This window comes from Pseudomonas sp., assembly GCF_049301935.1.
In the GTDB taxonomy this organism is placed as follows: domain Bacteria; phylum Pseudomonadota; class Gammaproteobacteria; order Pseudomonadales; family Pseudomonadaceae; genus Aquipseudomonas.
The window spans coordinates 22,421-47,542 of sequence record NZ_JBAQLP010000080.1 but is presented as its reverse complement, the minus strand read 5'-3'; the positions used below and the strand labels follow the sequence as shown (position 1 = coordinate 47,542).

The window sequence follows — 25,122 nt, the reverse complement described above, 5'->3', positions numbered from 1 at the left end:
CCTTCGGGCCGTCGCTACGCGACGTTAAAAATTGTTCCAGACAATTTTTTATGGCTTGCCATTAAGGTCGCACCCAGCGGGTGGCGTCTTTACGCGACGTTAAAAATGGCTCCCGGCCATTTTTTATGTTCGAAATAAAATCTCAAGCACCGCGCTGCGCTTTTGGTTGGCCGCTGGTTTGGCTAAGGTGGCGGGGTTTGCCTCAATCGAGCTGTCCGTAAGGTTCTGCATGACACAATCACCGAAAGACCCGCTGCATGGCGTCACCCTTGAAGCCATTCTCACTGCCCTGGTGGCCCAGTACGGCTGGGACGGCTTGGCCGAGCGGATTGATATCCGCTGTTTCAAAAGCGACCCGAGCATCAAGTCCAGCCTGACGTTTTTGCGCAAGACGCCCTGGGCGCGGGAGAAGGTCGAGGCTCTGTATCTCCGCTCGCAGGCGCGCAAATAGGCCCTAAGCCCCAGTTGGAAATCTGGCACCCTTGTTGCAATACCTCTGCAAACGCCGCGAAGCGTCAAAAAATGGCCGGGAGCCATTTTGGCCGTCGCGTAGCGACGACCCGAAGGGTGGCTGCTACGGATAGCACGCCACAAAAAAACCGCGGCCAGTGGAGGTAGTGATGAGCCAGGGTGTTGAATTCAATCGCTTGATGCTGGAGATGCGTTCCATGCAGGCCGACGCCATGGCGCGTCAGAAGCCTGTCGCCAGCACGCCGGAGCCCGGTGCACCGAGCTTTTCCGAGATGCTCGGGCAGGCGGTGGGCAAGGTCAACGAAACCCAACAGGCCTCCAATAAATTGGCAACCGCCTTTGAAATGGGCACCAGCGGCGTGGATTTGACGGACGTGATGATCGCGTCGCAAAAAGCCAGCGTTTCCTTTCAGGCCATGACCCAGGTGCGCAATAAGCTGGTTCAGGCTTATCAAGACATTATGCAGATGCCGGTTTAAGGGTAGGGCTGAATCATGGCTGAAGCCGTCGCTGCAAACGTACCTGCCACCACCGGTGGTAGTGAGCCGAAGAAACCGCTGTTCGGCCTGACCTTTCTGGAAAACCTCGCCGATATGTCGATGTTGCGCCAGATCGGCCTGCTGGTCGGCCTGGCCGCCAGCGTGGCGATCGGCTTTGCCGTGGTGCTGTGGTCGCAGCAGCCCGATTATCAGCCGCTGTATGGCAGCCTCGACGGTATGGACGCGTCCCAGGTGATGGAGACGCTGTCCGCCGCCGATATCAAATACACCGTGGAACCCAATTCCGGCGCGCTGCTGGTCAAGGCCGATGACCTGGCCCGTGCCCGCATGCGCCTGGCCGCCGCTGGCGTAGCGCCGACCGACAACAGCGTCGGTTTCGAGATTCTCGATCAGGAACAAGGCCTGGGCACCAGCCAGTTTATGGAGGCCACCCGTTACCGTCGTGGCCTGGAAGGCGAGCTGGCGCGCACCGTTTCCAGCCTGAACAACGTTAAGTCGGCCCGCGTACACCTGGCCATTCCAAAGAGTTCAGTGTTTGTGCGCGATGAACGCAAGCCCAGCGCCTCGGTGCTGGTCGAGCTGTATTCGGGGCGCGGCCTGGAGCCAAGCCAGGTGATGGCCATCGTCAATCTGGTCGCCAGCAGCGTGCCGGAAATGGACAAGGCCCAGGTCACGGTGGTCGACCAGAAGGGCAACCTGCTCTCGGATATTCAGGAAATGTCCGAGCTGACCATGGCCGGCAAGCAGTTCGACTACAGCCGCCGCATGGAAAGCCTGTTTACCCAGCGCGTGCACAATATTCTGCAGCCGGTGCTGGGTTCGGGCCGCTACAAGGCCGAAGTGTCGGCGGATGTGGATTTCAGCGCGGTGGAATCCACCTCGGAAATGTTCAACCCCGATCAACCGGCACTGCGCAGCGAACAACAGGTCAACGAACAGCGCACCAGCAGCCTGCCGCCGCAGGGTGTGCCGGGTGCCCTGGCCAATCAGCCGCCGGGTGCGGCGGCAGCGCCTGAACAGGCCGGCGGCGGCGCTGCTGCGGTGCCGGGCCCGGTTGCCGCCGGGCAGCCGCTGCTGGATGCCAACGGCGCGCAGATCATCGACCCGGCCACCGGCCTGGCCATGCTCGCGCCATATCCGGCGGACAAGCGTGAACAGTCCACGCGAAATTTCGAGCTGGACCGTTCGATCAGCTACACCAAGCAGCAGCAGGGCCGTTTGCGCCGGCTGTCGGTGGCCGTGGTGGTGGATGATCAGGTCAAGGTCGATGCGGCCAGCGGTGAAACCACTCGCGTGCCGTGGAGCAGCGATGACCTGGCGCGCTTTACCCGCCTGGTGCAGGACTCGGTGGGCTTCGACGCCAGCCGTGGTGACAGCGTCAGCGTGATCAATACGCCGTTCTCCGCCGAAGTGGGCGAGGAGATAATTGAGATTCCGTTCTACACCCAGCCGTGGTTCTGGGATGTGGTCAAACAAGTGCTCGGTGTACTGTTTATCCTGGTATTGGTCTTTGGTGTACTGCGCCCAGTGCTCAACAACATCACCGGCGGCGGCAGAGGCCAGGGCGATGGCCGCAGTGGCGATGTTGAACTCGGTGAAATGGGCGCGCTGGGCGGTGATCTGTCCGAGGATCGCGTAAGCCTGGGCGGCCCGCAAAGCATCCTCCTGCCCAGTCCGAGTGAGGGGTATGATGCGCAATTGAACGCCATCAAGAGTCTGGTCGCCGAAGACCCAGGCCGTGTGGCTCAAGTTGTAAAAGAGTGGATCAACGCCGATGAGTAACGACAACGCCCGCCTCACCAAGCTAAGTAAGGTCGACAAGGCGGCTATCCTCCTGCTGTCGCTGGGTGAAACCGACGCGGCCCAGGTATTGCGTCACCTGGGCCCGAAGGAAGTGCAGCGGGTCGGCGTGGCCATGGCCGGCATGCGCAATGTGCACCGCGAACAGGTCGAGCAGGTGATGGGCGAGTTCGTCGATATCGTTGGCGATCAGACCAGCCTGGGCGTTGGTGCCGATGGCTATATTCGCAAGATGCTCACCCAGGCCTTGGGCGAAGACAAGGCCGGTAGCCTGATCGATCGTATCCTGCTGGGCGGCAGTACCAGTGGTCTGGACAGCCTGAAATGGATGGAGCCGCGCGCGGTGGCGGATGTTATCCGCTACGAGCATCCACAGATTCAGGCGATTGTGGTCGCCTACCTCGATCCCGATCAGGCCGGTGAAGTACTGGGCCACTTCGACCACAAGGTACGCCTGGATATCGTATTGCGCGTGTCGTCGCTGAATACCGTACAGCCAGCGGCGCTCAAGGAACTCAACCAGATTCTCGAGAAGCAGTTTTCCGGTAGCGCCAACACCACCCGCGCCGCGCTCGGTGGGGTCAAGCGTGCCGCCGATATCATGAACTTCCTCGACAGCTCGATCGAAGGCCAGCTGATGGACTCGATCCGCGAAGTCGATGAGGACCTGTCCAGTCAGATCGAGGACCTGATGTTCGTCTTCGACAACCTTACCGATGTTGATGATCGCGGCATCCAGGCGCTGCTGCGCGAGGTGTCCTCGGACGTGCTGGTGCTGGCGCTCAAGGGCGCCGACGAGGCGATCAAGGAAAAGGTCTTCAAAAACATGTCCAAACGTGCCGCCGAGCTGCTGCGCGACGATCTGGAAGCCAAGGGCCCGGTGCGCGTCAGCGACGTAGAAGCCGCGCAGAAGGAAATCCTCACCATCGCCAGGCGTATGGCCGAAGCCGGGGAAATTGTCCTGGGCGGCAAAGGCGGCGAGGAAATGGTCTAACCCATGGCCAATAATGGTTTGACCTATGTCCAGTAAAGAGCCGCCCAGCGAGCTGATTCGCGCCAAGGACCTCAAGGGTGTGGATGTGTGGGCGCTGCCCAGCTTCGACCCGGAAGTGGAAACGCCTGAACCTGCGGCAGAGGACCCGGCGTGCGCGCAGCCGCTTGAGGCGAGCGGGCAGGTGCCGGTCGAGAGCGAAGAGGTGGCGCTGGAAGACGTCAAGCCCTTGACGTTGGGCGAGCTGGAGGCGATCCGCCAGGACGCCTACAACGAAGGTTTTGCCACCGGCGAGAAGGACGGCTTTCACGCCGGCCAGCTGAAAGCCAAGCAGGAAGCCGATATGGCCCTGGCTGTAAAAATGGCCGGGTTGGAGCAGTTGATGACCCAGCTGTTCGAGCCGATTGCCGGACAGGATCAGCAGCTTGAAGAAGCCATGATCAGCCTGCTCGGGCAGATGGTGCGCCAGGTGATTCAGCGTGAGCTGGCCAGCGACTCCAGCCAGATCCGTCAGGTCCTCAGCGAGGCACTCAAGCTGCTGCCGATGGGGGCCGGCAACATTCGCATTCACCTTAATCCGCAAGATTTCGAGATGATCAAGGCCTTGCGCGAACGCCACGAAGAGAGCTGGCGAATTCTCGAAGACCCTTCGTTACTGCCGGGCGGTTGCCGGGTGGAAAGCGAGCTCAGTCGCATCGACGCCAGCGTGGAAACCCGCCTGAATCAGGCGATCAAGCAGCTGTTCGAGCAGCAGCGCGAACAGGCGGTGCACCCGCTGCAAGCCGATTTGCATATCGACCTAGAGATGCCCAAGGCGAGCCCGAATGCGCCTTGATCGGGTGAGTTTTGCCAAGCGCCTGGCCGGTTACAGCGAGGCCGTGGCACTGCCGACCCAGCCGCAAGTCGAGGGCCGTTTAATCCGCATGGTCGGTTTGACCCTGGAAGCCGAAGGCCTGCGTGCCGCCCTGGGCAGCCGCTGCCTGGTGATCAACGACGACAGCTATCACCCGGTGCAGGTCGAGGCCGAGGTCATGGGCTTCTCCAACGGCAAGATCTTCCTGATGCCGGTCGGCAGCCTGGCCGGCATCGCCCCTGGTGCCCGCGTGGTGCCGCTGCCGGATACCGGGCGTTTGCCCATGGGCATGTCGATGCTCGGCCGGGTACTCGATGGCACCGGCCGCGCCCTCGATGGTAAAGGCGGCATGAAAGCCGAAGACTGGGTGCCGATGGATGGCCCGGCGATCAACCCGCTCAACCGCCACCCGATCAGCGAACCGCTGGATGTTGGCATCCGCTCGATCAACGGCCTGCTGACGGTGGGGCGTGGTCAGCGTCTGGGCCTGTTTGCCGGTACCGGCGTGGGTAAGTCGGTGCTGCTGGGCATGATGACGCGCTTTACCGAGGCCGACATTATCGTGGTCGGGTTGATCGGCGAACGGGGCCGTGAGGTTAAAGAATTTATCGACGAGATCCTCGGTCACGAGGGCCTCAAACGCTCGGTGGTGGTCGCCTCGCCGGCTGACGATGCGCCGCTGATGCGCCTGCGCGCGGCGATGTATTGCACGCGAATTGCCGAGTACTTCCGCGATAAAGGGAAGAACGTGCTGTTGCTGATGGATTCGCTGACCCGTTTTGCCCAGGCCCAGCGCGAGATCGCCCTGGCCATTGGCGAGCCGCCGGCGACCAAGGGTTATCCGCCATCGGTATTTGCCCGCCTGCCCAAGCTGGTGGAGCGTGCCGGTAATGCGGAGAAGGGCGGCGGTTCGATTACCGCGTTCTACACCGTACTCAGCGAGGGCGATGACCAACAGGACCCGATCGCCGACGCCGCCCGTGGCGTGCTCGACGGCCATATCGTGCTGTCGCGGCGCTTGGCCGAGGAGGGGCATTACCCGGCCATCGATATCGAAGCCTCGATCAGCCGGGTGATGCCGCAGGTGGTCAGTGCCGAACATATGCGTCTGGCTCAGCGCTTCAAACAGCTGTGGTCGCGTTATCAGCAGAGCCGTGACCTGATCAGCGTCGGCGCCTATGTAGCGGGCGGCGATGCCGACACCGATTTGGCCATCGCCCGTCAGCCGGCCATGGTCAAGTACCTGCGGCAAGGCCTGCAGGACAACGAAAGCCTGGAAAGCAGCAGCGCGCAGCTGGCCGCGACCTTCAACCCCGCTGCTGCAGGTGCGTAAGCCATGGCGCAGAGCCGCGCCGCGCGGCTGGCCCCGGTGGTCGAGATGGCCGAACGGGCCGAGCGCGAGGCGGCCTTGCAGCTGGGTCATTGCCAGGGCTTGCTGCGCCAGGCCGAGGTGCAGCTGGGCGACCTGGAACGCTACCGCGGGGATTACCAGCAGCAGTGGATCAGCGAAGGCCAGCGCGGGGTGTCCGGGCAGTGGCTGATGAACTATCAGCGTTTTCTCACCCAACTGGAAACCGCCATCGGCCAGCAGCGCAACAGCGTCGACTGGCACCGCGCCAACATGGAAAAGGTGCGCGAGGTCTGGCAGCAGCGATACGCCCGTATGGAAGGCTTACGCAAACTGGTCAAACGCTATCAGGACGAAGCGCGTCTGGCCGAAGACAAGCGTGAGCAAAAGCTCCTCGATGAACTCTCGCAGCGCATATCCACCCGTGATTCGCCGTCTTAAGCGTCAATTATCCCGCCGCGATAGATCTACACAACCTAAACAGTTGCCGCCCGGGCATTGCGATGCTACATCTTGATCATACATAACCTGCAGTCGGGTCCACCTGAGCGTGCGGCCTGGTCTTTTCGTTGATAGGAGTAATTCATGGCCATCACCTCGCTGCCCTCATCCGATGGGCAAGAGCTGACCATTCTGATTCAGGGACGCTTCGATTTCGGTGCGCATCAGGAATTTCGCAATGCCTACGAGCGCGTCAACAGCACCCCGCAGCGCTATGTTGTAGACCTTAAGGACACCACCTACCTGGACAGCTCGGCGCTGGGCATGCTGTTGCTACTGCGCGATCACGCCGGTGGCGACAGCGCGCAGATCCGCCTGCTCAACTGCAACCCGGATGTGCGCAAGATCCTCGCCATCTCGAATTTCGAGCAGCTGTTCAAAATCGCCTGAGCGGGGCGCGTGCCATGCCAGAGCGTCTGTCCATTCTGATCGCCGAGGACAACGCGGCTGATCGCATGCTGCTGTCTACCATCGTCAGCCGTCAGGGACACCGCGTACTGACCGCCAGCAATGGCCTGGAGGCGGTGGCCCTGTTCGAACAGGAGCGTCCGCAGCTGGTGCTGATGGACGCCTTGATGCCGATCATGGATGGCTTCGAGGCCGCGCGACGAATCAAACAGGCGGCCGGCGATGAGTTGGTGCCGATCATCTTTCTGACCTCATTGACCGAGGGCGAAGCGCTGGTGCGCTGCCTGGAAGCCGGTGGTGATGATTTTCTCGCCAAGCCCTATAACCGGGTGATTCTCGAAGCCAAGATCAAGGCCATGGACCGCCTGCGGCGCCTGCAGGACACCGTGCTGCAGCAGCGCGACCTGATTGCCATACACAACGAACACCTGCTCACCGAGCAACGGGTGGCCAAGGCGGTGTTCGACAAGGTGACCCACTCCGGCTGCCTGGATGCGCCGAATATCCGCTACCTGCAATCCCCCTACGCGGTGTTTAACGGCGATCTGCTGCTGGCTGCGTTCAAACCGTCCGGCGGCATGCATGTGTTGTTGGGGGATTTCACCGGCCACGGTCTGCCCGCCGCCATCGGTGCGATGCCGCTGGCCGAGGTGTTCTATGGCATGACGGCCAAGGGCTACTCCCTGGCCGAAGTGCTGCGCGAGATCAACGCCAAGCTCAAACGTATTCTCCCGGTCGGGGTGTTCTGCTGCGCCACGCTGCTGAATATCAGTTTCCAGCGTCAGGTGGTCGAGGTGTGGAATGGCGGCCTGCCAGATGGTTATCTGCTGCGCGGCAGTGGTGAGCGTTTGCCGCTGGTGTCGCGGCATTTGCCGTTGGGGGTGCTGGAGCCGACCGCGTTCAACGACAAATACGAGGTTTATCCACTGGCGCTGGGGGATCGGGTGTTCCTGCTCTCCGATGGCGTGCTGGAGGCCTGTAACAAGCAGGGTGAGTTGTTTGGCGAGGAGCGCTTGCTTGAGGTGTTCGCGGCTAATCGGCAGCCGACCGCGCTGTTCGCCGAGATCCAGCAGGCGCTGACCCATTTCAGTGGCGAGCAGCAGGATGATGTCAGCCTGCTGGAGGTCAGCCTGGTCAATGACGCCGAGCTGAGCCGGCCGCCGCTGGCCTTTGCCGACAATGGCCAGAGCCATTCCCTGGACTGGTCGGCCAGCTTCGAGTTTCGCGGGGAAACCCTGCGCCATTTCAATCCGTTGCCGTTTCTCTTGCAGCTGCTGCTTGAGGTGCAGGGGCTGCGGCCCCAGGGCGGCGCCTTGTTCAGCGTGCTGGCCGAGCTGTACTCAAATGCGCTGGAACATGGCGTGCTGGGCCTGGACTCGGCGCTCAAGGCGAATGCCGAGGGTTTCGCCGAGTACTACCGTCAACGCAGCCTGCGCCTGGCGGCATTGACCGACGGCTTTGTGCGTTTTCACCTGCAGTTGCAGCCGGAGGGTGCCGGCGGGCGGCTGATCGTGCGGGTTGAAGACAGCGGCTCGGGCTTCGATGCCCAACAATTGCCAGTTGAGCCGCGCGATGCCCATAGCTTGAGCGGTCGCGGGCTGGCGCTGGTCAGGCAATTGAGTGAGCGCTGCAGTTGGGGCGACGGCGAACCGGGGGTGCGCGTGGAGTTTTCCTGGTTGCCTGGGGCATAATCCAGCGCATCACGCGAGGGGAGCAAGCCGTTGTCCGATATTCACCTTGATAGCGCAGTATTGGCGGCTTTGCAGGACGTCATGGAGGATGAATATCCGGTGCTGCTGGATACCTTTCTGATCGACTCCGAAGAGCGCCTGTTGGTATTGCGTCAGGCAGAGCGGTCGGCCGATGCACAGAGCCTGCGGCTGGCGGCGCACAGCTTTAAAGGCAGTTGCAGCAATATGGGCGCGCCGATGCTGGCCGGGCTGTGCAAACAGCTGGAGGAGGCCGGGCGCCGCGAGCAGTTGGCGCTGGCCCCCGAGCTGGTCGAGCAGATCGAGCGTGAATTTGCCATCGTGCGCATCTTGCTTAAGTCCGAGCGGCAGCGTTATCGGCACTAGTCTTGCTGTTTCTGCCCCTTTACTGCTGTATTTCACCCCGCTGCACCTGCCTGCCAATAAGTTGGCCCGCGCCTTGCAAAACTCTCCGTACGACCAACCCCGAACGGAGAGTATCCATGTCCGTTGCCCCCGATCTGCTGCTCAAGTCGGCACCTGAAGTAAAGCCCAGGGCCGCTGCATCAAAACCGCCGGAAAAACCCGCGCAGCCCAATAGCAATGAGGCGTCCAGCTTCTCTCAGGTGTATGCCAGGGAGCGTCAGGCCAAGGCTGCAGAACGCAGTGATGCGCCTGCCAAACCTGCACATGAGAGCAAGCTTGAGCAAGAGCAACCGCAAGATGAGCAGGTGCTGGCTGCCGCTGGCCAGGCCGAGCTTGCCGATAGCGGCAAGCCTTTGCCGAGCGAGCCGGCAGTCGAGGGCGTGGTGCTCGATCCTCTTCTGCTGCTAGGTATTACCGGTGAACTGCCGGTCGAGCAAGAAACTGGCGAGCTGGACGTGGCGAGCGACGTTCAGCCATTGCTGGTGACGACGGGTAATCTGACCAGTTCGGGGCCGGCGAGCATGACCGAGGCCAGTTTCGATGCTGAACTGGATGCGCTCAACCAGCTGCCGGCGGTGCGCCTGGCGCTGGAAATGGGGGCCAAGGAAAATGCCAAGATCGACCATGCCACGCTACACAGTCAGTTGACTCCAGCTGCGCAGAACGCTGCACAGAATCCGGGGCAGAGCATGCTGGCCAGTCGCTTAGTCGAAGAGGCCCAGCCGGTGACTGAGGACTCTCTGGAGTTGCCGGAGCTGCAATTGGAGGCCTTGACCGGTAAAGGGCTGGAGGCGCTGAAGGAGGGTACGGCCAATAACTCGGCAGAAAACTTCGTCAGCAAGCTCAGCGCCCTGACTCAGGCGATCACCCAGCAGACCACTCACACGCGCGCGCCGCTGTTGGCCGGTCAAGCAGTGCCTATGCAGCAGGGGGGCTGGAGTGAAGCGGTGGTGGATCGGGTGATGCTGATGTCCAGTCAGAACCTCAAATCTGCCGAGATTCAGCTCGACCCTGCCGAGTTGGGCCGTTTGGAAGTGCGTATCAGCGTCAACCAGGAGCAGAGCCAGGTCACCTTCGCAAGCCCGCATGCCGGGGTGCGTGAGGCGTTAGACTCGCAGATGCACCGCTTGCGTGAGCTGTTCGCTCAGCAGGGCATGAACCAGCTGGACGTTAATGTCTCCGATCAGTCGCTCAGTCGTGGCTGGCAAGGGCAGGAGGGCGATGGTGGCAAAGGTCGCGGTGGCTCCTCCAGCGAATTGCTCGGCGCGGATGATGAGCTGCATTTAAGCACTGTCGAATCGGCGCGCACGACGTCTGTGAGTGCCCGTGGCTTGGTTGATTACTACGCATAGAGCGCTTGCTGCTGTAGTTGCATGGCCCACTGATCTAAACTGCATGTCGCCCGGCTCCCGTTGTGTGGGAGCCGGGCGATTGTGTTTGGGGCGTGGGTTTACCCGATGCCTTGGCCGTATCACCCTCAGGTGCTGGGCTACCCGTATTGAGCAGGTTTGTTGACAGGCTGGCATAACACTTGCTCGTAACCCTTTGAAAACGGATAGAACTCCGAATAACGACGGATTATTGGCATGGCTAAGAAAGAAGCAGCGCAAGCGCCGGCAAGTGCCGAGCCGAAACCCGCCGGGAAAATGAAGCTGATCATTATCATGGTGCTCGCTGTGTTGCTGGCTATGGGGCTTTCTGTGGGGGGCACCTGGTTTTTTCTGAGCAACAAGGACGCCGACGCGCAGGAGGCCAAGGCGCAAGCCGGCGCCGAGCCAGCCGTGCCGGTCAAGCAGGCGGCCATCTATGAAGAGCTGTCGCCGGCCTTTGTGGTGAACTTCAACCATCAGGGCCGCGCCCGCTATATGCAGGTCAGTGTGGCCCTGATGACCCGCGATCAGGCAGCGCTGGATGCGCTCAAGGTGCATATGCCGGTGTTGCGTAACCGTCTGGTGATGCTGTTTTCCGGTCAGGATTTTGCTGCCCTGATCACCCCGGTGGGTAAGGAAATGCTGCGCCAGCAGGCGACCGCCAGCGTGCAGGAGCTGGCCGAGAAAGAGACCGGCAAGGTCACGGTCGAGCAAGTGCTGTTCACCAACCTCGTATTGCAGTAACCAGGAGCCGTATATGGCTGTGCAAGACCTGCTTTCCCAGGATGAAATCGATGCCCTGCTGCATGGCGTCGATGACGGCTTGGTGGAAACCGAGGACGACGCCGAGCCGGGAAGCGTCAAACAATATGACCTGACCAGCCAGGACCGGATTGTCCGTGGGCGCATGCCGACGCTTGAGATGATCAACGAGCGCTTCGCCCGCTATACCCGTATCAGCATGTTCAACCTGCTGCGCCGCTCCGCCGATGTGGCGGTGGGTGGGGTGCAGGTGATGAAGTTCGGCGAATATGTGCACTCGCTGTATGTGCCGACCAGCCTCAACCTGGTGAAGATGAAGCCGCTGCGCGGCACCGGTCTGTTTATTCTCGACGCCAAGCTGGTGTTCAAACTGGTGGATAACTTCTTCGGCGGTGATGGCCGCCACGCCAAGATCGAAGGTCGCGAGTTCACTCCCACCGAGCTGCGCGTGGTGCGCATGGTGCTGGATCAGGCGTTCGTTGACCTCAAGGAAGCCTGGCACGCGGTGATGGATATCAACTTCGAGTACGTCAACTCGGAAGTGAATCCGGCGCTGGCCAACATCGTCAGCCCCAGTGAAGTGATCGTGGTGTCCACCTTCCATATCGAACTGGACGGCGGTGGCGGCGACCTGCATATCACCATGCCTTATTCGATGATCGAGCCGATTCGCGAGATGCTCGACGCCGGCTTCCAGTCCGATGTCGACGATCAGGATGAGCGCTGGATCAAGGCGCTGCGTGAAGACATTCTCGGCGTCAGCGTGCCCCTGGGCGCGACGGTTGCCCGTCGTCAGCTCAAGCTGCGCGACATTTTGCATATGCAACCCGGTGATGTGATACCGGTGGAACTGCCGGAAAATGTGGTGCTCTGCGCCAATGGCGTGCCCTCATTCAAGGTCAAGATGGGGGCGCACAAAGGCAAGCTGGCTTTGCAGGTGCTCGGCCCCATTGAGCGTAACCGCTAATCCCCCATTCAACGCCAGCCGAGGAAAAACGATGGCAGACGAAAACCAAAACGAAGCCACTTCCCCCGAGGAACAGGCGCTTGCCGATGAGTGGGCGGCTGCATTGTCCGAGGCCGGCGATGCCGGGCAGGACGATATCGACGCTATGCTCGCCGCCAGCGATCCGGGGCCTGCGGCGCCGCGTGCGCCGATGGAAGAGTTCGACAGCGCGCCGAAGATCAATCTGCCGGTTAACCTGGAAGGGCCGAATCTGGATGTGATTCTGGATATCCCGGTGTCGATCTCTATGGAAGTCGGCAATACCGATATCACCATCCGCAACCTGCTGCAGCTTAACCAGGGCTCGGTGATCGAGCTCGATCGCCTGGCCGGCGAGCCGCTCGATGTACTGGTCAACGGCACCCTGATTGCCCACGGCGAAGTGGTGGTGGTGAACGAAAAGTTCGGCATCCGCCTGACGGACGTGATCAGCCCCAGCGAACGTATCAAGAAGCTGCGCTAACCATGCATAGAACCCTTCTGCTGGGCCTGGCGCTACCTGTTGCGGCAATGGCTGCCGAGCCGGCAGCGCAAACGGCGGTACCCCTTGCCGGAACGGGCATGGGCGGGCAGCTGGTGCAGCTGTTGCTGGGCCTGCTGCTGGTGATTGGTTTGATCTTTCTGCTGGCCTGGCTGATGCGCCGGGTGCAGCAGATCGTGCCGCGTGGCGGCCAGGTGATCAAAGTGCTGGCAACCCAGGCCCTGGGACCGCGTGATCGCCTGCTGCTGGTGCAGGTGGGCAACGAGCAGGTGTTGCTGGGGCTGACGCCAGGCACCATCACCGCGCTGCATGTGCTGAAAGAACCGGTGCATTTGCCGGATGCCGAACCGGCCTCGACCGAGTTTGCCCAGCGCCTGATGGAGCTGTTGGGCAAGGACCAGAAGGACAAGTCTTGATGCTGCGTTTGTTGCTGGTATTGGTTTTTAGCCTGGGTGCTTCGCTGGCGTTGGCTGCCGATCCACCGACTGCCAGCAGCTTGATTCAATCGGGCAGCAACCCGCTGTCGATCCCGGCCATTACCCTGAGCACCGACGCGGCTGGGCAGCAGGAGTATTCGGTCAGCCTGCAGATCCTGCTGATCATGACCGCGCTGAGCTTTATTCCGGCGTTTGTCATGCTGATGACCAGCTTTACCCGGATCATCATCGTCTTCTCGATTCTGCGTCAGGCCTTGGGGTTGCAGCAGACGCCGTCGAACCAGATTCTGGTCGGGCTGGCGCTGTTTTTGACCATGTTTATCATGGCGCCGGTGTTCGAGCAGATTAACCGCGAGGCGCTGCAGCCCTATCTGAACGAGCAGATGCCGGCGCAGGAGGCGATCCTCAAGGCCGAAGGGCCGATCAAGAACTTTATGCTGTCACAGACTCGCGAAAGTGATCTGGAGTTGTTTGTGCGCCTGTCCAAACGTACTGATATCACCGCGCCGGAAGAGGCGCCGCTGACCATTCTGGTGCCGGCGTTTGTCACCTCCGAGCTGAAAACCGCCTTCCAGATCGGCTTTATGATCTTTATCCCGTTCCTGATCATTGACCTGGTGGTGGCCAGTATCCTGATGGCGATGGGCATGATGATGCTTTCGCCGCTGATCATTTCCCTGCCGTTCAAGATCATGCTGTTTGTGCTGATCGATGGCTGGGCGCTGATCATGGGCACTCTGGCCGCCAGTTTTGGGGGCACCTAGCCATGACTCCCGAGATAGCCGTTGATCTGCTGCGTGGCGCCCTGTGGCTGACGGCCATGATTGTGGCGATTCTGGTGGTGCCGAGTCTGATAGTGGGCCTGTTGGTGGCGATGTTTCAGGCGGCGACTCAAATCAACGAACAGACCCTGAGCTTTTTGCCGCGCCTGCTGGTGATCCTGCTCAGTCTGATCTTTGCCGGTCCCTGGCTGGTGCGCGAGCTGATGGAATACACCGAGACCCTGATCATGAACATCCCAATGCTGATCGGCTGACATGTTCGAGCTAAGCAACGAGCAGATCGGCGCCTGGGTGGGCAGCTTTATGCTGCCGCTGTTTCGCATTGCTGCGCTGCTGATGTTTATGCCAATCATTGGCACTCAGCTGGTTTCGGCGCGGGTGCGCCTGTATCTGGCCTTGGCCATCTGTTTGGCGATCATGCCGACCCTGCCGCCGATGCCGGTGATCGATGCGATCAGCGTGCAGGCGTTTATCTGGATCGCTCAGGAAATTCTGATTGGCATGATGCTGGGCTTTGTTCTGCAGCTGTTCTTCCAGGTATTTGCGATTGCCGGGCAGATCGTCGCCATGCAGATGGGCCTGGGCTTTGCCTCCATGGTCGACCCGGCCAACGGGATCTCGGTGCCGGTGATCGGCCAGGTGTTTATGATCCTGGTGACCCTGCTGTTTCTCGCCATGAACGCCCACCTGGTGGTGTTCGAGGTACTGACCGAGAGCTTCTTTACCCTGCCGGTGGGCAGTGGCTTTCTGGTCGACAGCTACTGGGAAATTGCCAATAAACTGAGCTGGGTACTGGGGGCCGCCTTGCTTCTGGTCTTGCCGGCGATTACCGCGCTGCTGGTGGTCAATCTGGCGTTCGGGGTGATGACCCGTGCCGCGCCGCAGTTGAATATCTTCTCCATTGGTTTTCCGCTGACGCTGGTGTTGGGCCTGGTCATCGTCTGGATCGGCATGGCCGATATCCTCGCGCAGTACCAAGTGTTTGCCTCCGAGGCGTTGCAATTCTTGCGTGAAATGGCGCGGGCGAGTTAGGGGGCTGTTCCCGTTTTATTCGCGGGGCGCGTTGCCGCGAGAAATGCCCCCCGGCTAGGCGCAGGACGCAGGTAATGGTTATTCCCTTGCCAAGTCCTGCAACAACGGCGGGGGCCATTTCCCGCGCAACCCGAAGGGCCGGATCTGTTTTTGTGCGATGCTGCGTTTCTCGATGCTTATTTGGAATGACCAAACCGCGCATCTCGTGCCTTGCCTCGCGCAAAAACAGATTCCGGCGCGACCGTGAATGAAATGGGAGCAGCCCCCCGATGGCCGAATCCGAAAGCGGTGCCGATAAAAGCGAGGAACCCACGGAGAAACGCCTACGCGAATCCCGTGAAAAGGGCCAGATTGCCCGCTCCAAAGAGCTCAATACCCTGGCGGTCACCCTCGGCGGTTTTGGCGGCCTGCTGGCCTTCGGCGGCAGTATGGGCAATGCCATGCTCGACATCATGCGTGGCAACTTCTCGCTCCCCCGTGACGTGATCATGGATGAACGCAGCATGGGGCTGTGGTTCGCCGCTTCCGGGCAGATCGCCCTTGAGGCCTTGTTTCCGCTGTTTATCCTGCTGCTGATTGTGTCCATCGCCGGGCCGATTTCTCTGGGCGGCTGGATATTCTCTGCCGAGGCCATGGCGCCCAAATTGAGCCGAATGAATCCGCTGGCGGGGCTCAAGCGGATGTTTTCCGTGCAGGCCCTGGCCGAGTTGCTTAAGGCCCTGGCCAAGTTCACCCTGATTCTGCTGGTGGGCATCGCGGTACTCTCGGCCTGGCAGGACGACCTGCTGGCGATTGTCCATGAGCCGATTGAGTCGGCCATTCTGCATGCCGCCCTTGTGGTGGGCTGGAGCGCGTTGTGGATGTCCTGCGGGTTGATTCTGATTGCCGCCGTGGATGTGCCATTCCAGCTCTGGAGCAGCAAGCAGAAGCTGATGATGACCAAGCAGGAAGTGCGCGACGAATACAAGGACAGCGAGGGCAAACCCGAGGTCAAACAGCGGATTCGCCAGCTGCAACGGGAAATGGCCGAGCGGCGCATGATGCAGCAGGTGCCGGACGCCGACGTGGTGATCACCAACCCGACGCACTTTGCCGTGGCCTTGAAGTACGACCCCGCCAAGGGCAGCGCACCGGTGCTGTTGGCCAAGGGGGGCGACTTCACTGCCTTGAAGATTCGCGAAATCGCCAATGAGCACAAGGTGATGGTGCTGGAGTCGCCAGCTCTGGCGCGGGCAGTGTTCTATTCCACCGAGCTGGATCAGGAAATCCCCGCCGGCCTGTACCTGGCCATCGCCCAGGTGCTGGCTTACGTCTACCAGCTGCGCCAGTACCAGGCGGGTAAGGGCAAGCGTCCAGGGCCGCTGCCGGAAATGCCGATTCCGCCGGACCTGCGTCGCGACGAATAGTGAGTAGGTTGGGTTAGCGGCGCATGCGATGGGGGCAGGCAAACGCGTCATGCGACTGCCGCGTAACCCAACATGGCCTTGGCAGGCATGGCGCAATGATGGGTTACGCCGCGCGCAATACGCTGCCTTGATCGGGCATCAGCTAAGCGGCTAACCCATCCTACGGGTTATCACTACGCGATAGATGTCTTGATAGGCAAAGTTGGACAGCTTCTTGCAAAACCCTGCCAAAGGCGCGCTCGGCGTCAAAAGATTGAATGGGCTGGGGTAGGGAAGTGGCAATAGATCGCTCGCAAATGATCGGTGATGTGCGCAGCAACCTGTCGGGGTTGAAGCAGGGCAATCTGGGCATCCCGCTGCTGCTGCTGGTCATGCTCGGCATGGTCATGCTGCCGATTCCACCGTTTCTCCTCGATGTGCTGTTCACCTTCAGTATTGCCCTGTCGATTGTCGTGCTGCTGGTGGCGATCTACGCTTTGCGCCCGCTGGACTTCGCGGTATTCCCGACCATTTTGCTGGCGGCTACCTTGCTGCGCCTGGCGCTTAACGTGGCGTCCACACGGGTGGTCTTGCTGCACGGTCAGGACGGTCACGATGCCGCGGGTAAGGTGATCCAGGCCTTTGGCGAAGTGGTGATCGGCGGCAACTACGTGGTCGGTATCGTGGTGTTCGCCATCTTGATGATCATCAACTTTGTGGTGGTGACCAAGGGCGCCGGGCGGATTTCCGAAGTCAGCGCGCGTTTTACCCTGGATGCCATGCCGGGTAAACAGATGGCCATCGACGCCGACCTGAATGCCGGCCTGATTGATCAGGGCGAAGCCAAGAAGCGCCGCTCGGAGGTCTCCCAGGAGGCAGACTTCTACGGTTCCATGGACGGGGCCAGCAAGTTTGTCCGTGGCGATGCGATTGCCGGTCTGCTGATTCTGTTTATCAACCTGATTGGCGGCATCGCCATCGGCATCTTCCAGCATGACCTGGGCTTTGCTGATGCGGGCCGCATCTACACCCTGCTGACCATCGGTGACGGTCTGGTGGCGCAGATTCCTTCGCTGCTGCTGTCGACTGCCGCGGCGATCATGGTCACCCGCGTATCCAGCTCCGAAGACATGGGCGCCCAGGTCAACCGGCAGATGTTCGCCTCGCCACGCGCGCTGGCGGTGACGGCTGCGGTGATGATCACCATGGGCCTGGTACCCGGCATGCCGCATTTCTCCTTTATTAGCCTGGGCCTGGTGGCTGCCGCTGCCGCGTACTGGATTGCCAACAAACAGCGTGCGACCAAGGAAAACGAGATCAAGGAAGTGCAGCGCCAGCAGGAACTGCTGCCGGCGCAGAAGGCCCAGGAGGTCAAGGAGCTGGGCTGGGATGACGTGACCCCGGTGGATATGGTCGGCCTGGAAGTCGGTTACCGCCTGATTCCCTTGGTGGATCGTAATCAGGGTGGCCAGCTGCTGGCGCGGATCAAGGGGGTGCGCAAGAAGCTCTCCCAGGAAATGGGCTTTCTCATGCCCTCGGTGCATATCCGCGACAACCTCGACCTGCAACCCAATGCCTATCGCCTGACCCTGATGGGTGTCAGCGTGGCCGAGGCCGAGGTGTACCCGGATCGCGAGTTGGCAATCAACCCTGGCCAGGTGTTCGGCCCGCTCAACGGCATCGCCGCCAAAGACCCGGCCTTTGGCCTGGAGGCGGTGTGGATCGACCCGAGCCAGCGCGATCAGGCGCAGTCCCTGGGTTACACCGTGGTGGACGCCAGCACCGTGGTCGCCACTCACCTCAACCAGGTGCTGCACAAGCATGCCCACGAGCTGCTCGGGCATGAGGAAGTGCAGCAACTGATGCAGCTGTTGGCCAAGAGCTCGCCCAAGTTGGCCGAGGAGCTGGTGCCGGGGATGATTTCCCTGTCGACCCTGCTCAAGGTGTTGCAGAGCTTGCTGCAGGAGCAGGTGCCGGTGCGTGATATCCGCACCATCGCCGAGGCGATCTCGAATGTCGCTGGCAAGAGTCAAGATCCCGCCGCGATGGTGGCGGCGGTGCGTGTCGCGTTGGCCCGGGCAATCGTGCAAAGCATTGTGGGACTAGAGCTGGAGCTGCCTGTGATCACCCTGGAGCCCAGGTTGGAACAGATATTGCTGAACAGTATTCAGAAGGCCGGTCAAGGCTCCGAGGAGGGCATCCTCCTGGAGCCGGGCATGGCCGAGAAGCTGCAGCGTTCCCTGGTGGAAGCGGCGCAGCGCCAGGAGATGCTCGGCAAGCCAGTGATACTGCTGGTGGCCGGTCCGGTCCGGGCGATGCTCTCGCGATTCGCGCGGCTGGCGGTTCCGAGTATCCATGTACTGGCATACCAGGAAATTCCGGATAACAAGCAGGTCACCATCGTTGCGACGGTGGGGCAGAACTAACCGAGGTTACAGGCCATGCAGGTCAAACGCTTTTTCGCCGCCGATATGCGTACCGCCATGAAACTGGTGCGTGATGAGCTGGGTGCCGATGCCTCGATCATTGGCAATCGCCGGGTCGCCGGCGGTGTCGAACTGACCGCCGCGCTGGATTATCAGGTGCCAGCCGCACCGGCCCGTCAGGCCAACCCGGCGCTGGAAGCCGAGCTGCGCAAGACCCAGGCGAAAATCGCCACGGCGCAGGCCGAATTGACCACCCGTGCGCTGGTCGATGCCGGCAAGGACCGTCAGCTGTTTGGCGCTGCCGACAGCCTGCCTGCCGACAGCCTGGCTGCCGTGATGCGCAAGTCTCAGGCTGCGCCTGCTGCGGCCAGCGATCAGCGCGCCCTGGATGCCATGCGTTTCGAGCTGCACGGCCTGCGTGAATTGATTGAAGTGCAATTGGGCTCGATTGCCTGGGGCCAGTTGCAGAACCGCCGTCCGCAGCAAGCCAACCTGTGGCGCCGTTTGCAGCGTATGGGGTTGTCGGCCGAATTGTCGAAAGCGCTGCTGGAGCGTGTCAGTACCGTGACTGAACCCCGTCAGGCCTGGCGCATGTTGCTGGCGCACCTGGCACACGCGATCAAAACGCCGAAGCAGGAACCAATGGAAGAGGGCGGTGTGATCGCCCTGGTGGGCCCGGCCGGCATGGGCAAGACCACCACCCTGGCCAAGCTGGCGGCGCGCTACGTGCTCAAGTACGGCGCGCAGCACATCGCCCTGGTCAGCCTGGACAGCTACCGCATCGGCGCCCAGGAGCAGCTTAAAACGTTGGGGCGCATCCTCAATGTTCCGGTGACCCTGGTCGACCCCGGTCAGTCGCTGACTCAGGCCCTGGCGCCGCTGGCGCGCAAGCGTGTGGTGCTGATCGACACCGCCGGCCTGCCAGCCAACGATCCGGCCCTGCGCATGCAGCTGGAAACCCTGGCCAGTCGTGGCGTCAACGCCAAAAATTATCTGGTCATGGCGGCCACCAGCCAGGGCCAAGTGCTGAAAGCCGCCTACCATAGTTATAAGCGCTGCGGCTTGTCTGGCTGCATCCTGACCAAAGCCGATGAAGCCACCAGCCTGGGCGAGGTTTTAGGGCTGGCTATTAGCCAGCGTCTACCGGTAGCCTATCTGACTGATGGGCCACGCATTCCCGATGATTTGCAGGTTCCGCGCAGTCATCAGTTGGTCAGCCGCGCCGTAGGCCTGCAGGCCACTCAAGACCCGAGCGAGGACACAATGGCGGAGATGTTTGCCGACCTTTACCAGCAACCCGCACGACGCGTCAGTTAAGTGTCAGGCTGTTGGGGTTGAACCGCGTTTAGCCGGCCAAATGGCTCCAGTCGAAGTTAGACAAGGTGTGTAGAAATATGGGTATGCATCCCGTACAGGTGATTGCGGTGACCGGCGGCAAAGGTGGCGTCGGCAAGACCAATGTCTCGGTGAACCTGGCGTTGGCCCTGGCTGACCTCGGTCGCCGGGTGATGCTGATGGACGCCGACCTGGGCTTGGCCAACGTTGATGTGCTGCTTGGCCTGAGCGCCAAACGCACCCTGGAAAACGTCATCAGTGGCGAGTGCGAGCTGCGCGATGTATTGCTGCAGGGGCCAGGAGGCATTCGTATCGTGCCGGCAGCCTCTGGTATCCAAAGCATGGTGCAGCTATCGCCCATGCAGCATGCCGGGCTGATCCAGGCCTTCAGCGACATCAGCGACAACCTCGATGTGCTGATCATCGACACCGCCGCCGGTATTGGTGATGGTGTAGTCAGTTTCGTACGCGCCGCTCAGGAAGTGCTGGTGGTGGTCTGTGATGAGCCGACCTCGATTACCGACGCCTACGCGCTGATTAAACTGCTCAACCGCGACCATGGCATGAATCGCTTCCGCGTATTGGCCAATATGGCCCACAGCCCGCAGGAAGGTCGCAACCTGTTTGCTAAGCTGACCAAAGTCACTGACCGTTTTCTCGACGTTGCCCTGCAGTATGTAGGCGCAGTGCCTTATGACGAGTCCGTGCGCAAGGCCGTGCAGAAGCAGCGCGCGGTCTACGAAGCCTTCCCGCGCTCGAAGTGCGCGCTGGCGTTCAAGGCGATAGCCCAGAAAGTCGACGCTTGGCCGCTACCGGCCAATCCGCGCGGTCATTTGGAGTTTTTCGTTGAGCGTCTGGTGCAGCAGCCGATCGCGGACACGGCCATATGACAGCAGCCTCTGGACTTCGTATGTATAGCAAGGCACAGGCGCAGGATTCCCAGCACCAGTTGATCGAGCGCTATGCGCCCCTGGTCAAACGCATTGCCTATCACCTGCTGGCCCGTCTGCCGGCCAACGTGCAGGTTGATGATTTGATCCAGGCCGGGATGATCGGCCTGCTCGAAGCGTCAAAAAAATACGATTCCAGTAAAGGCGCCAGTTTTGAGACATTCGCCGGTATTCGCATCCGCGGCTCGATGCTCGATGAGGTGCGCAAAGGTGACTGGGCGCCACGTTCGGTGCACCGTAATAGCCGCATGGTCAGCGATGCAATTCGAATAATTGAGGCCAGAACGGGTAGAGACGCTAAAGATCAAGAGGTTGCGGCCGAACTCCAATTGAGTCTCGAGGATTACTACGGCATTCTTGGCGACACTTTAGGCAGCCGCCTGTTCAGTTTCGACGACCTGTTGCAGGACGGCGAACACGGCGGGCTGGGTGAAGACGCTGGCAGCAACCACCTCGAACCTTCTCGTGATCTGGAAGATGAACGCTTTCAGGCGGCCCTGGCCGATGCCATTGCCAACCTGCCGGAGCGCGAGCGCCTGGTGTTAGCGCTATATTACGATGAAGAATTGAATCTGAAAGAGATCGGCGAAGTGTTGGGGGTTAGCGAATCACGTGTAAGCCAATTACACAGTCAATGTGCCGCTCGTTTACGCGCTCGTTTAGGCGAGTGGCGCGCACACTGAGCAGCATTCGCGAACGCTGGGCCGGTTTCACGATTAAAAGCGCATACAGGTTGCTGGGTGCGTTCGGGACTGTACGGAGGTCGACTTGGACAAGAACATGAAAATCCTAATCGTTGATGATTTTTCAACGATGCGACGGATCATCAAGAACCTCCTGCGTGACTTGGGGTTCACCAACACAGCGGAAGCCGATGATGGCGTCACCGCGCTGCCCATGCTGCAAAGCGGCAGTTTTGATTTTCTGGTAACTGACTGGAACATGCCCGGCATGACCGGGATTGACCTGCTGCGCGCGGTGCGCGCCGATGAACGCCTGAAAACCCTGCCGGTGTTGATGGTGACCGCAGAAGCCAAGCGTGATCAGATCATCGAAGCAGCCCAGGCGGGGGTCAACGGTTATGTGGTCAAGCCGTTCACTGCTCAGGTACTGAAAGAGAAGATTGAAAAGATCTTCGAACGGGTCAACGGCTGATGTCTGCCATGAGGTTGCTATGGAACATAAAGATTCCGCTCAGGGTGACCTTGAGTCGTCCCTGAAGCACAGCGCTCGCCAACTGGTAGATAGCCTGGAACAGGGTAACTTTGGTGAAGCGGTACAGTTGATACATGAACTCAACAAGGCGCGTGACCGCGGCCTGTATCACGAAGTCGGCAAGCTGACCCGTGAACTGCACAACGCCATCGTCAACTTCCAACTGGACCCTCGTGTGCCGCACGCCACTGAGGTTTCGCAAATCACCGACGCTACCGAACGCTTGAATTACGTGGTGACGATGACCGAGAAAGCGGCCAATCGCACCATGGACCTGGTTGAGCAGAGCGCCCCACTGGTTAATGACCTCAGTGATGAAGCGCACAGCCTGAGCGCCGACTGGGGGCGCTTTATGCGTCGCGAGATGAGCGCCGATGGTTTCCGTGAACTGGCCAAGCGTGTCGAGTTGTTTCTCGCTCGAAGTGAGCGTGATGGTGCCAAGTTGTCCGGCCACCTCAACGATATTCTGCTGGCGCAGGACTTCCAGGATCTGACTGGGCAGGTGATCAAGCGTGTCACCCAGTTGGTCACCGAGGTTGAAAGCAACCTGTTGAAACTGGTGCTGATGGCTAGCCAGGTCGACCAGATTGCCGGCATCGAGCACAACCACGAGCTGCTGCGTGCCGAACAAGAACAACAAAAAGAGCCTTCCCATGGTGAAGGTCCGCAGATTCATGCCGATAAGCGTGAAGACGTCGCATCCAATCAGGATGATGTTGACGATCTGCTTTCCAGCCTGGGATTTTAGGAGCACGTCTTATGAGCTTCGGCGCCGATGAAGAAATCCTCCAGGACTTCCTGGTAGAGGCCGGCGAGATTCTTGAATTGTTGTCTGAGCAGCTGGTAGAGCTGGAAAGTCGCCCGGATGACATGAATCTGCTCAACGCTATTTTTCGCGGCTTCCATACCGTCAAAGGTGGCGCCGGCTTTCTTCAGCTCAATGAGCTGGTGGAGTGCTGCCATATTGCAGAAAACGTCTTCGACATCCTGCGCAAGGGTGAACGGCGCGTCGACTCCGAGTTGATGGATGTGGTGCTGGAAGCACTGGATGCCGTCAACAGCATGTTTACCGAGGTGCGTGAGCGTACCGATCTGACCCCGGCGACGCCTGAGCTCTTGGCCGCCTTGGCGCGGCTGGCTGAGCCGGCAGGCAACGATGCGGCTACGTCAGATGATGCACTTGCCGAATCCGAGCCTCAGCTTGAACAGGCCGCTGGCGATATCACCGACAGTGAATTCGAGCAGTTGCTGGGCGCTCTGGATGGGTCGCCGGCGCAAGCCCCCAGCGCTGCCAGCAGTGATGAAATCACCGATGATGAATTCGAGTCGCTGCTTGACCAACTGCACGGCAAAGGTCAGTTCGCAGCGCCTGAGGTTGTTGCTGCACCCGCTGCGCCTGTTGCCGCCGTGCCAGCGGCGTCTGGTGATGAAATCACCGATGATGAATTCGAGTCGCTGCTCGATCAGTTGCATGGCAAAGGCCAGTTTGTCCCGCCAGCTGTCCCGGCAGCTGCCGCGCCGGCGGCCAAAGCTGAGCCGGCTGCTGCGCCGAGCGGTGATATCACCGACGATGAGTTTGAAGCCCTGCTCGATCAGCTGCATGGCAAAGGCAAGTTTGTCGAGCCTGAAGCGATCAAGCCCGTTGCGCCCACCGCCAAGCCGGCGGAGCCTGCCAAGGCTGCCGCTAAACCTGTTGCCAAGGCTGAACCAGCCAAGGCACCTGCTGCACCGGCCGCCGCGCCTGTAGCCGAGAAGGCTGCGCCGCCCAGCGAGGCGGAAACCACGGTGCGGGTCGATACCGCGCGGCTGGATGAAATCATGAACATGGTTGGTGAGCTGGTACTGGTGCGTAACCGCCTGGTGCGCCTGGGGTCCAGCAGTGCCGATGAGGCCATGTCCAAGGCGGTGTCCAACCTGGATGTGGTCACGGCTGACCTGCAGACGGCGGTGATGAAAACCCGCATGCAGCCGATCAAGAAGGTCTTCGGGCGTTTCCCACGGCTGGTCCGCGATCTGGCGCGCCAGCTCAAGAAAGAGATCAATCTGGAGCTGGTCGGCGAAGAAACTGACCTGGATAAGAACCTGGTCGAGGCCCTGGCCGACCCGTTGGTGCACTTGGTACGCAACGCGGTCGACCACGGTATCGAGATGCCGGAGGAGCGCGAGGCCTCGGGTAAGCAGCGTGGCGGCAAGGTGATACTGTCCGCCGAGCAGGAAGGCGATCACATCCTCTTGTCGATCTCTGACGACGGCAAGGGCATGGATGCTGACCAGCTGCGGGCCAAGGCTGTGGAAAAAGGCCTACTGGACAAGGATGCCGCCGAGCGTCTCAACGAATTCGAGTGCTACAACCTGATTTTTGCGCCGGGTTTCTCGACCAAGACCGAAATTTCCGATGTATCCGGTCGCGGTGTGGGCATGGACGTGGTGAAAACCAAGATTTCCCAGCTCAATGGCACGGTCAACGTGTTCTCGGTCAAGGGCCAAGGCTCGAAGATCGTCATCAAGGTGCCGCTGACCCTGGCGATCATGCCGACGCTGATGGTGATGCTGGGCAATCAGGCGTTTGCCTTCCCGTTGGTCAACGTTAACGAAATCTTCCACCTCGACCTGTCGCGCACCAATGTGGTCGACGGCCAGGAAGTGGTGATCGTGCGTGACAAGGCCCTGCCGCTGTTCTACCTCAAGCGTTGGCTGATCGGTAATGCCGCCCATGTGGAGCAGGGTGAGGGGCATGTGGTGATCCTCACCGTTGGCAGTCAGCGTATCGGTTTTGTGGTCGATCAGTTGGTCGGCCAGGAGGAAGTGGTGATCAAGCCCCTGGGCAAAATGCTCCAGGGCACCCCAGGCATGTCAGGTGCAACCATCACCGGTGACGGACGTATTGCCCTGATTCTTGACGTGCCGAGCATGCTTAAACGTTATGCGCGACGTATCTGATTGTTAACGGCGCAA

General features: G+C 60.6%; 26 protein-coding genes. All 26 read left to right on the top strand.

Annotated features, from left to right (window positions below):
* Positions 1-229 precede the first annotated feature (229 nt).
* The 26 genes from WA145_RS11375 to WA145_RS11250 all read left to right on the top strand — a co-directional run bounded on the left by WA145_RS11375 (position 230) and on the right by WA145_RS11250 (position 25,107).
* Positions 230-451, top strand: a complete 222-nt coding sequence (locus WA145_RS11375; RefSeq protein WP_422581677.1) for a VF530 family DNA-binding protein — start codon at positions 230-232, stop codon at positions 449-451.
* 169 nt (positions 452-620) lie between these two features.
* Positions 621-950: a flagellar hook-basal body complex protein FliE gene (gene fliE / locus WA145_RS11370; RefSeq protein WP_090252062.1), complete on the top strand. Its 330-nt coding sequence runs from the start codon at positions 621-623 to the stop codon at positions 948-950.
* Positions 951-965: 15 nt separating this feature from the next.
* Positions 966-2,753, top strand: coding sequence for a flagellar basal-body MS-ring/collar protein FliF (gene fliF, locus WA145_RS11365; protein ID WP_422581676.1), 1,788 nt, complete (start codon positions 966-968; stop codon positions 2,751-2,753).
* On the top strand, positions 2,746-3,765 hold the full coding sequence (gene fliG / locus WA145_RS11360; RefSeq protein WP_422581675.1) for a flagellar motor switch protein FliG: 1,020 nt from the start codon (positions 2,746-2,748) through the stop codon (positions 3,763-3,765). Before fliF ends, fliG begins: the two co-directional genes overlap by 8 nt.
* A 25-nt stretch (positions 3,766-3,790) precedes the next feature.
* Complete coding sequence (gene fliH, locus WA145_RS11355) at positions 3,791-4,597, top strand: flagellar assembly protein FliH (RefSeq protein WP_422581674.1); 807 nt, start codon at positions 3,791-3,793, stop codon at positions 4,595-4,597.
* A complete protein-coding gene (gene fliI, locus WA145_RS11350) occupies positions 4,587-5,948 on the top strand; it encodes a flagellar protein export ATPase FliI (RefSeq protein WP_422581673.1) in 1,362 nt (453 codons plus the stop codon). Before fliH ends, fliI begins: the two co-directional genes overlap by 11 nt.
* A 3-nt stretch (positions 5,949-5,951) precedes the next feature.
* Positions 5,952-6,404 (top strand): flagellar export protein FliJ, encoded by a 453-nt coding sequence (gene fliJ, locus WA145_RS11345; protein WP_422581672.1) that lies wholly within the window; start codon positions 5,952-5,954, stop codon positions 6,402-6,404.
* Positions 6,405-6,548: 144 nt separating this feature from the next.
* On the top strand, positions 6,549-6,854 hold the full coding sequence (locus WA145_RS11340; RefSeq protein ID WP_090252075.1) for an STAS domain-containing protein: 306 nt from the start codon (positions 6,549-6,551) through the stop codon (positions 6,852-6,854).
* 14 nt (positions 6,855-6,868) lie between these two features.
* The gene (locus WA145_RS11335) at positions 6,869-8,563 is read left to right on the top strand and encodes a SpoIIE family protein phosphatase (protein WP_422581671.1); all 1,695 of its coding nucleotides are present in this window, start codon (positions 6,869-6,871) and stop codon (positions 8,561-8,563) included.
* A 30-nt stretch (positions 8,564-8,593) separates the two neighbouring features.
* A complete protein-coding gene (locus WA145_RS11330) occupies positions 8,594-8,947 on the top strand; it encodes an Hpt domain-containing protein (protein ID WP_422581670.1) in 354 nt (117 codons plus the stop codon).
* A 116-nt stretch (positions 8,948-9,063) separates the two neighbouring features.
* Positions 9,064-10,338: a flagellar hook-length control protein FliK gene (locus WA145_RS11325; protein WP_422581669.1), complete on the top strand. Its 1,275-nt coding sequence runs from the start codon at positions 9,064-9,066 to the stop codon at positions 10,336-10,338.
* Between the two features lie 234 nt (positions 10,339-10,572).
* Positions 10,573-11,100: a flagellar basal body-associated protein FliL gene (gene fliL, locus WA145_RS11320; RefSeq protein WP_422581668.1), complete on the top strand. Its 528-nt coding sequence runs from the start codon at positions 10,573-10,575 to the stop codon at positions 11,098-11,100.
* Between the two features lie 13 nt (positions 11,101-11,113).
* A complete protein-coding gene (fliM, locus tag WA145_RS11315; protein WP_422581667.1) occupies positions 11,114-12,085 on the top strand; it encodes a flagellar motor switch protein FliM in 972 nt (323 codons plus the stop codon).
* A gap of 31 nt (positions 12,086-12,116) precedes the next feature.
* Positions 12,117-12,587 (top strand): flagellar motor switch protein FliN, encoded by a 471-nt coding sequence (gene fliN / locus WA145_RS11310; protein ID WP_422581666.1) that lies wholly within the window; start codon positions 12,117-12,119, stop codon positions 12,585-12,587.
* Positions 12,588-12,589: 2 nt separating this feature from the next.
* Positions 12,590-13,021 (top strand): flagellar biosynthetic protein FliO, encoded by a 432-nt coding sequence (gene fliO, locus WA145_RS11305; protein ID WP_422581665.1) that lies wholly within the window; start codon positions 12,590-12,592, stop codon positions 13,019-13,021.
* Positions 13,021-13,806: a flagellar type III secretion system pore protein FliP gene (gene fliP / locus WA145_RS11300; RefSeq protein WP_422581664.1), complete on the top strand. Its 786-nt coding sequence runs from the start codon at positions 13,021-13,023 to the stop codon at positions 13,804-13,806. The genes fliO and fliP overlap by 1 nt, the downstream gene beginning before the upstream one ends.
* 2 nt (positions 13,807-13,808) lie before the next feature.
* Positions 13,809-14,078, top strand: coding sequence for a flagellar biosynthesis protein FliQ (gene fliQ / locus WA145_RS11295; RefSeq protein ID WP_422581663.1), 270 nt, complete (start codon positions 13,809-13,811; stop codon positions 14,076-14,078).
* A 1-nt stretch (position 14,079) separates the two neighbouring features.
* The gene (gene fliR / locus WA145_RS11290) at positions 14,080-14,856 is read left to right on the top strand and encodes a flagellar biosynthetic protein FliR (protein WP_422581662.1); all 777 of its coding nucleotides are present in this window, start codon (positions 14,080-14,082) and stop codon (positions 14,854-14,856) included.
* A gap of 269 nt (positions 14,857-15,125) precedes the next feature.
* Positions 15,126-16,262, top strand: coding sequence for a flagellar biosynthesis protein FlhB (flhB, locus tag WA145_RS11285; RefSeq protein ID WP_422581661.1), 1,137 nt, complete (start codon positions 15,126-15,128; stop codon positions 16,260-16,262).
* Between the two features lie 281 nt (positions 16,263-16,543).
* Complete coding sequence (gene flhA, locus WA145_RS11280) at positions 16,544-18,667, top strand: flagellar biosynthesis protein FlhA (RefSeq protein WP_422581680.1); 2,124 nt, start codon at positions 16,544-16,546, stop codon at positions 18,665-18,667.
* Positions 18,668-18,682: 15 nt separating this feature from the next.
* On the top strand, positions 18,683-19,984 hold the full coding sequence (flhF, locus tag WA145_RS11275; protein WP_422581660.1) for a flagellar biosynthesis protein FlhF: 1,302 nt from the start codon (positions 18,683-18,685) through the stop codon (positions 19,982-19,984).
* Positions 19,985-20,061: 77 nt separating this feature from the next.
* Positions 20,062-20,892, top strand: coding sequence for a flagellar synthesis regulator FleN (gene fleN, locus WA145_RS11270; RefSeq protein WP_304864332.1), 831 nt, complete (start codon positions 20,062-20,064; stop codon positions 20,890-20,892).
* Positions 20,889-21,635 carry an RNA polymerase sigma factor FliA gene (gene fliA, locus WA145_RS11265; protein WP_160015347.1) on the top strand — a complete coding sequence of 249 codons (747 nt, stop codon included), beginning with the start codon at positions 20,889-20,891 and terminating at the stop codon, positions 21,633-21,635. The genes fleN and fliA overlap by 4 nt, the downstream gene beginning before the upstream one ends.
* Before the next feature lie 97 nt (positions 21,636-21,732).
* On the top strand, positions 21,733-22,107 hold the full coding sequence (locus WA145_RS11260; protein ID WP_178091816.1) for a chemotaxis response regulator CheY: 375 nt from the start codon (positions 21,733-21,735) through the stop codon (positions 22,105-22,107).
* A 19-nt stretch (positions 22,108-22,126) separates the two neighbouring features.
* The gene (locus tag WA145_RS11255) at positions 22,127-22,915 is read left to right on the top strand and encodes a protein phosphatase CheZ (RefSeq protein ID WP_422581659.1); all 789 of its coding nucleotides are present in this window, start codon (positions 22,127-22,129) and stop codon (positions 22,913-22,915) included.
* 11 nt (positions 22,916-22,926) lie between these two features.
* The gene (locus WA145_RS11250) at positions 22,927-25,107 is read left to right on the top strand and encodes a chemotaxis protein CheA (protein WP_422581658.1); all 2,181 of its coding nucleotides are present in this window, start codon (positions 22,927-22,929) and stop codon (positions 25,105-25,107) included.
* Positions 25,108-25,122: the final 15 nt, after the last annotated feature.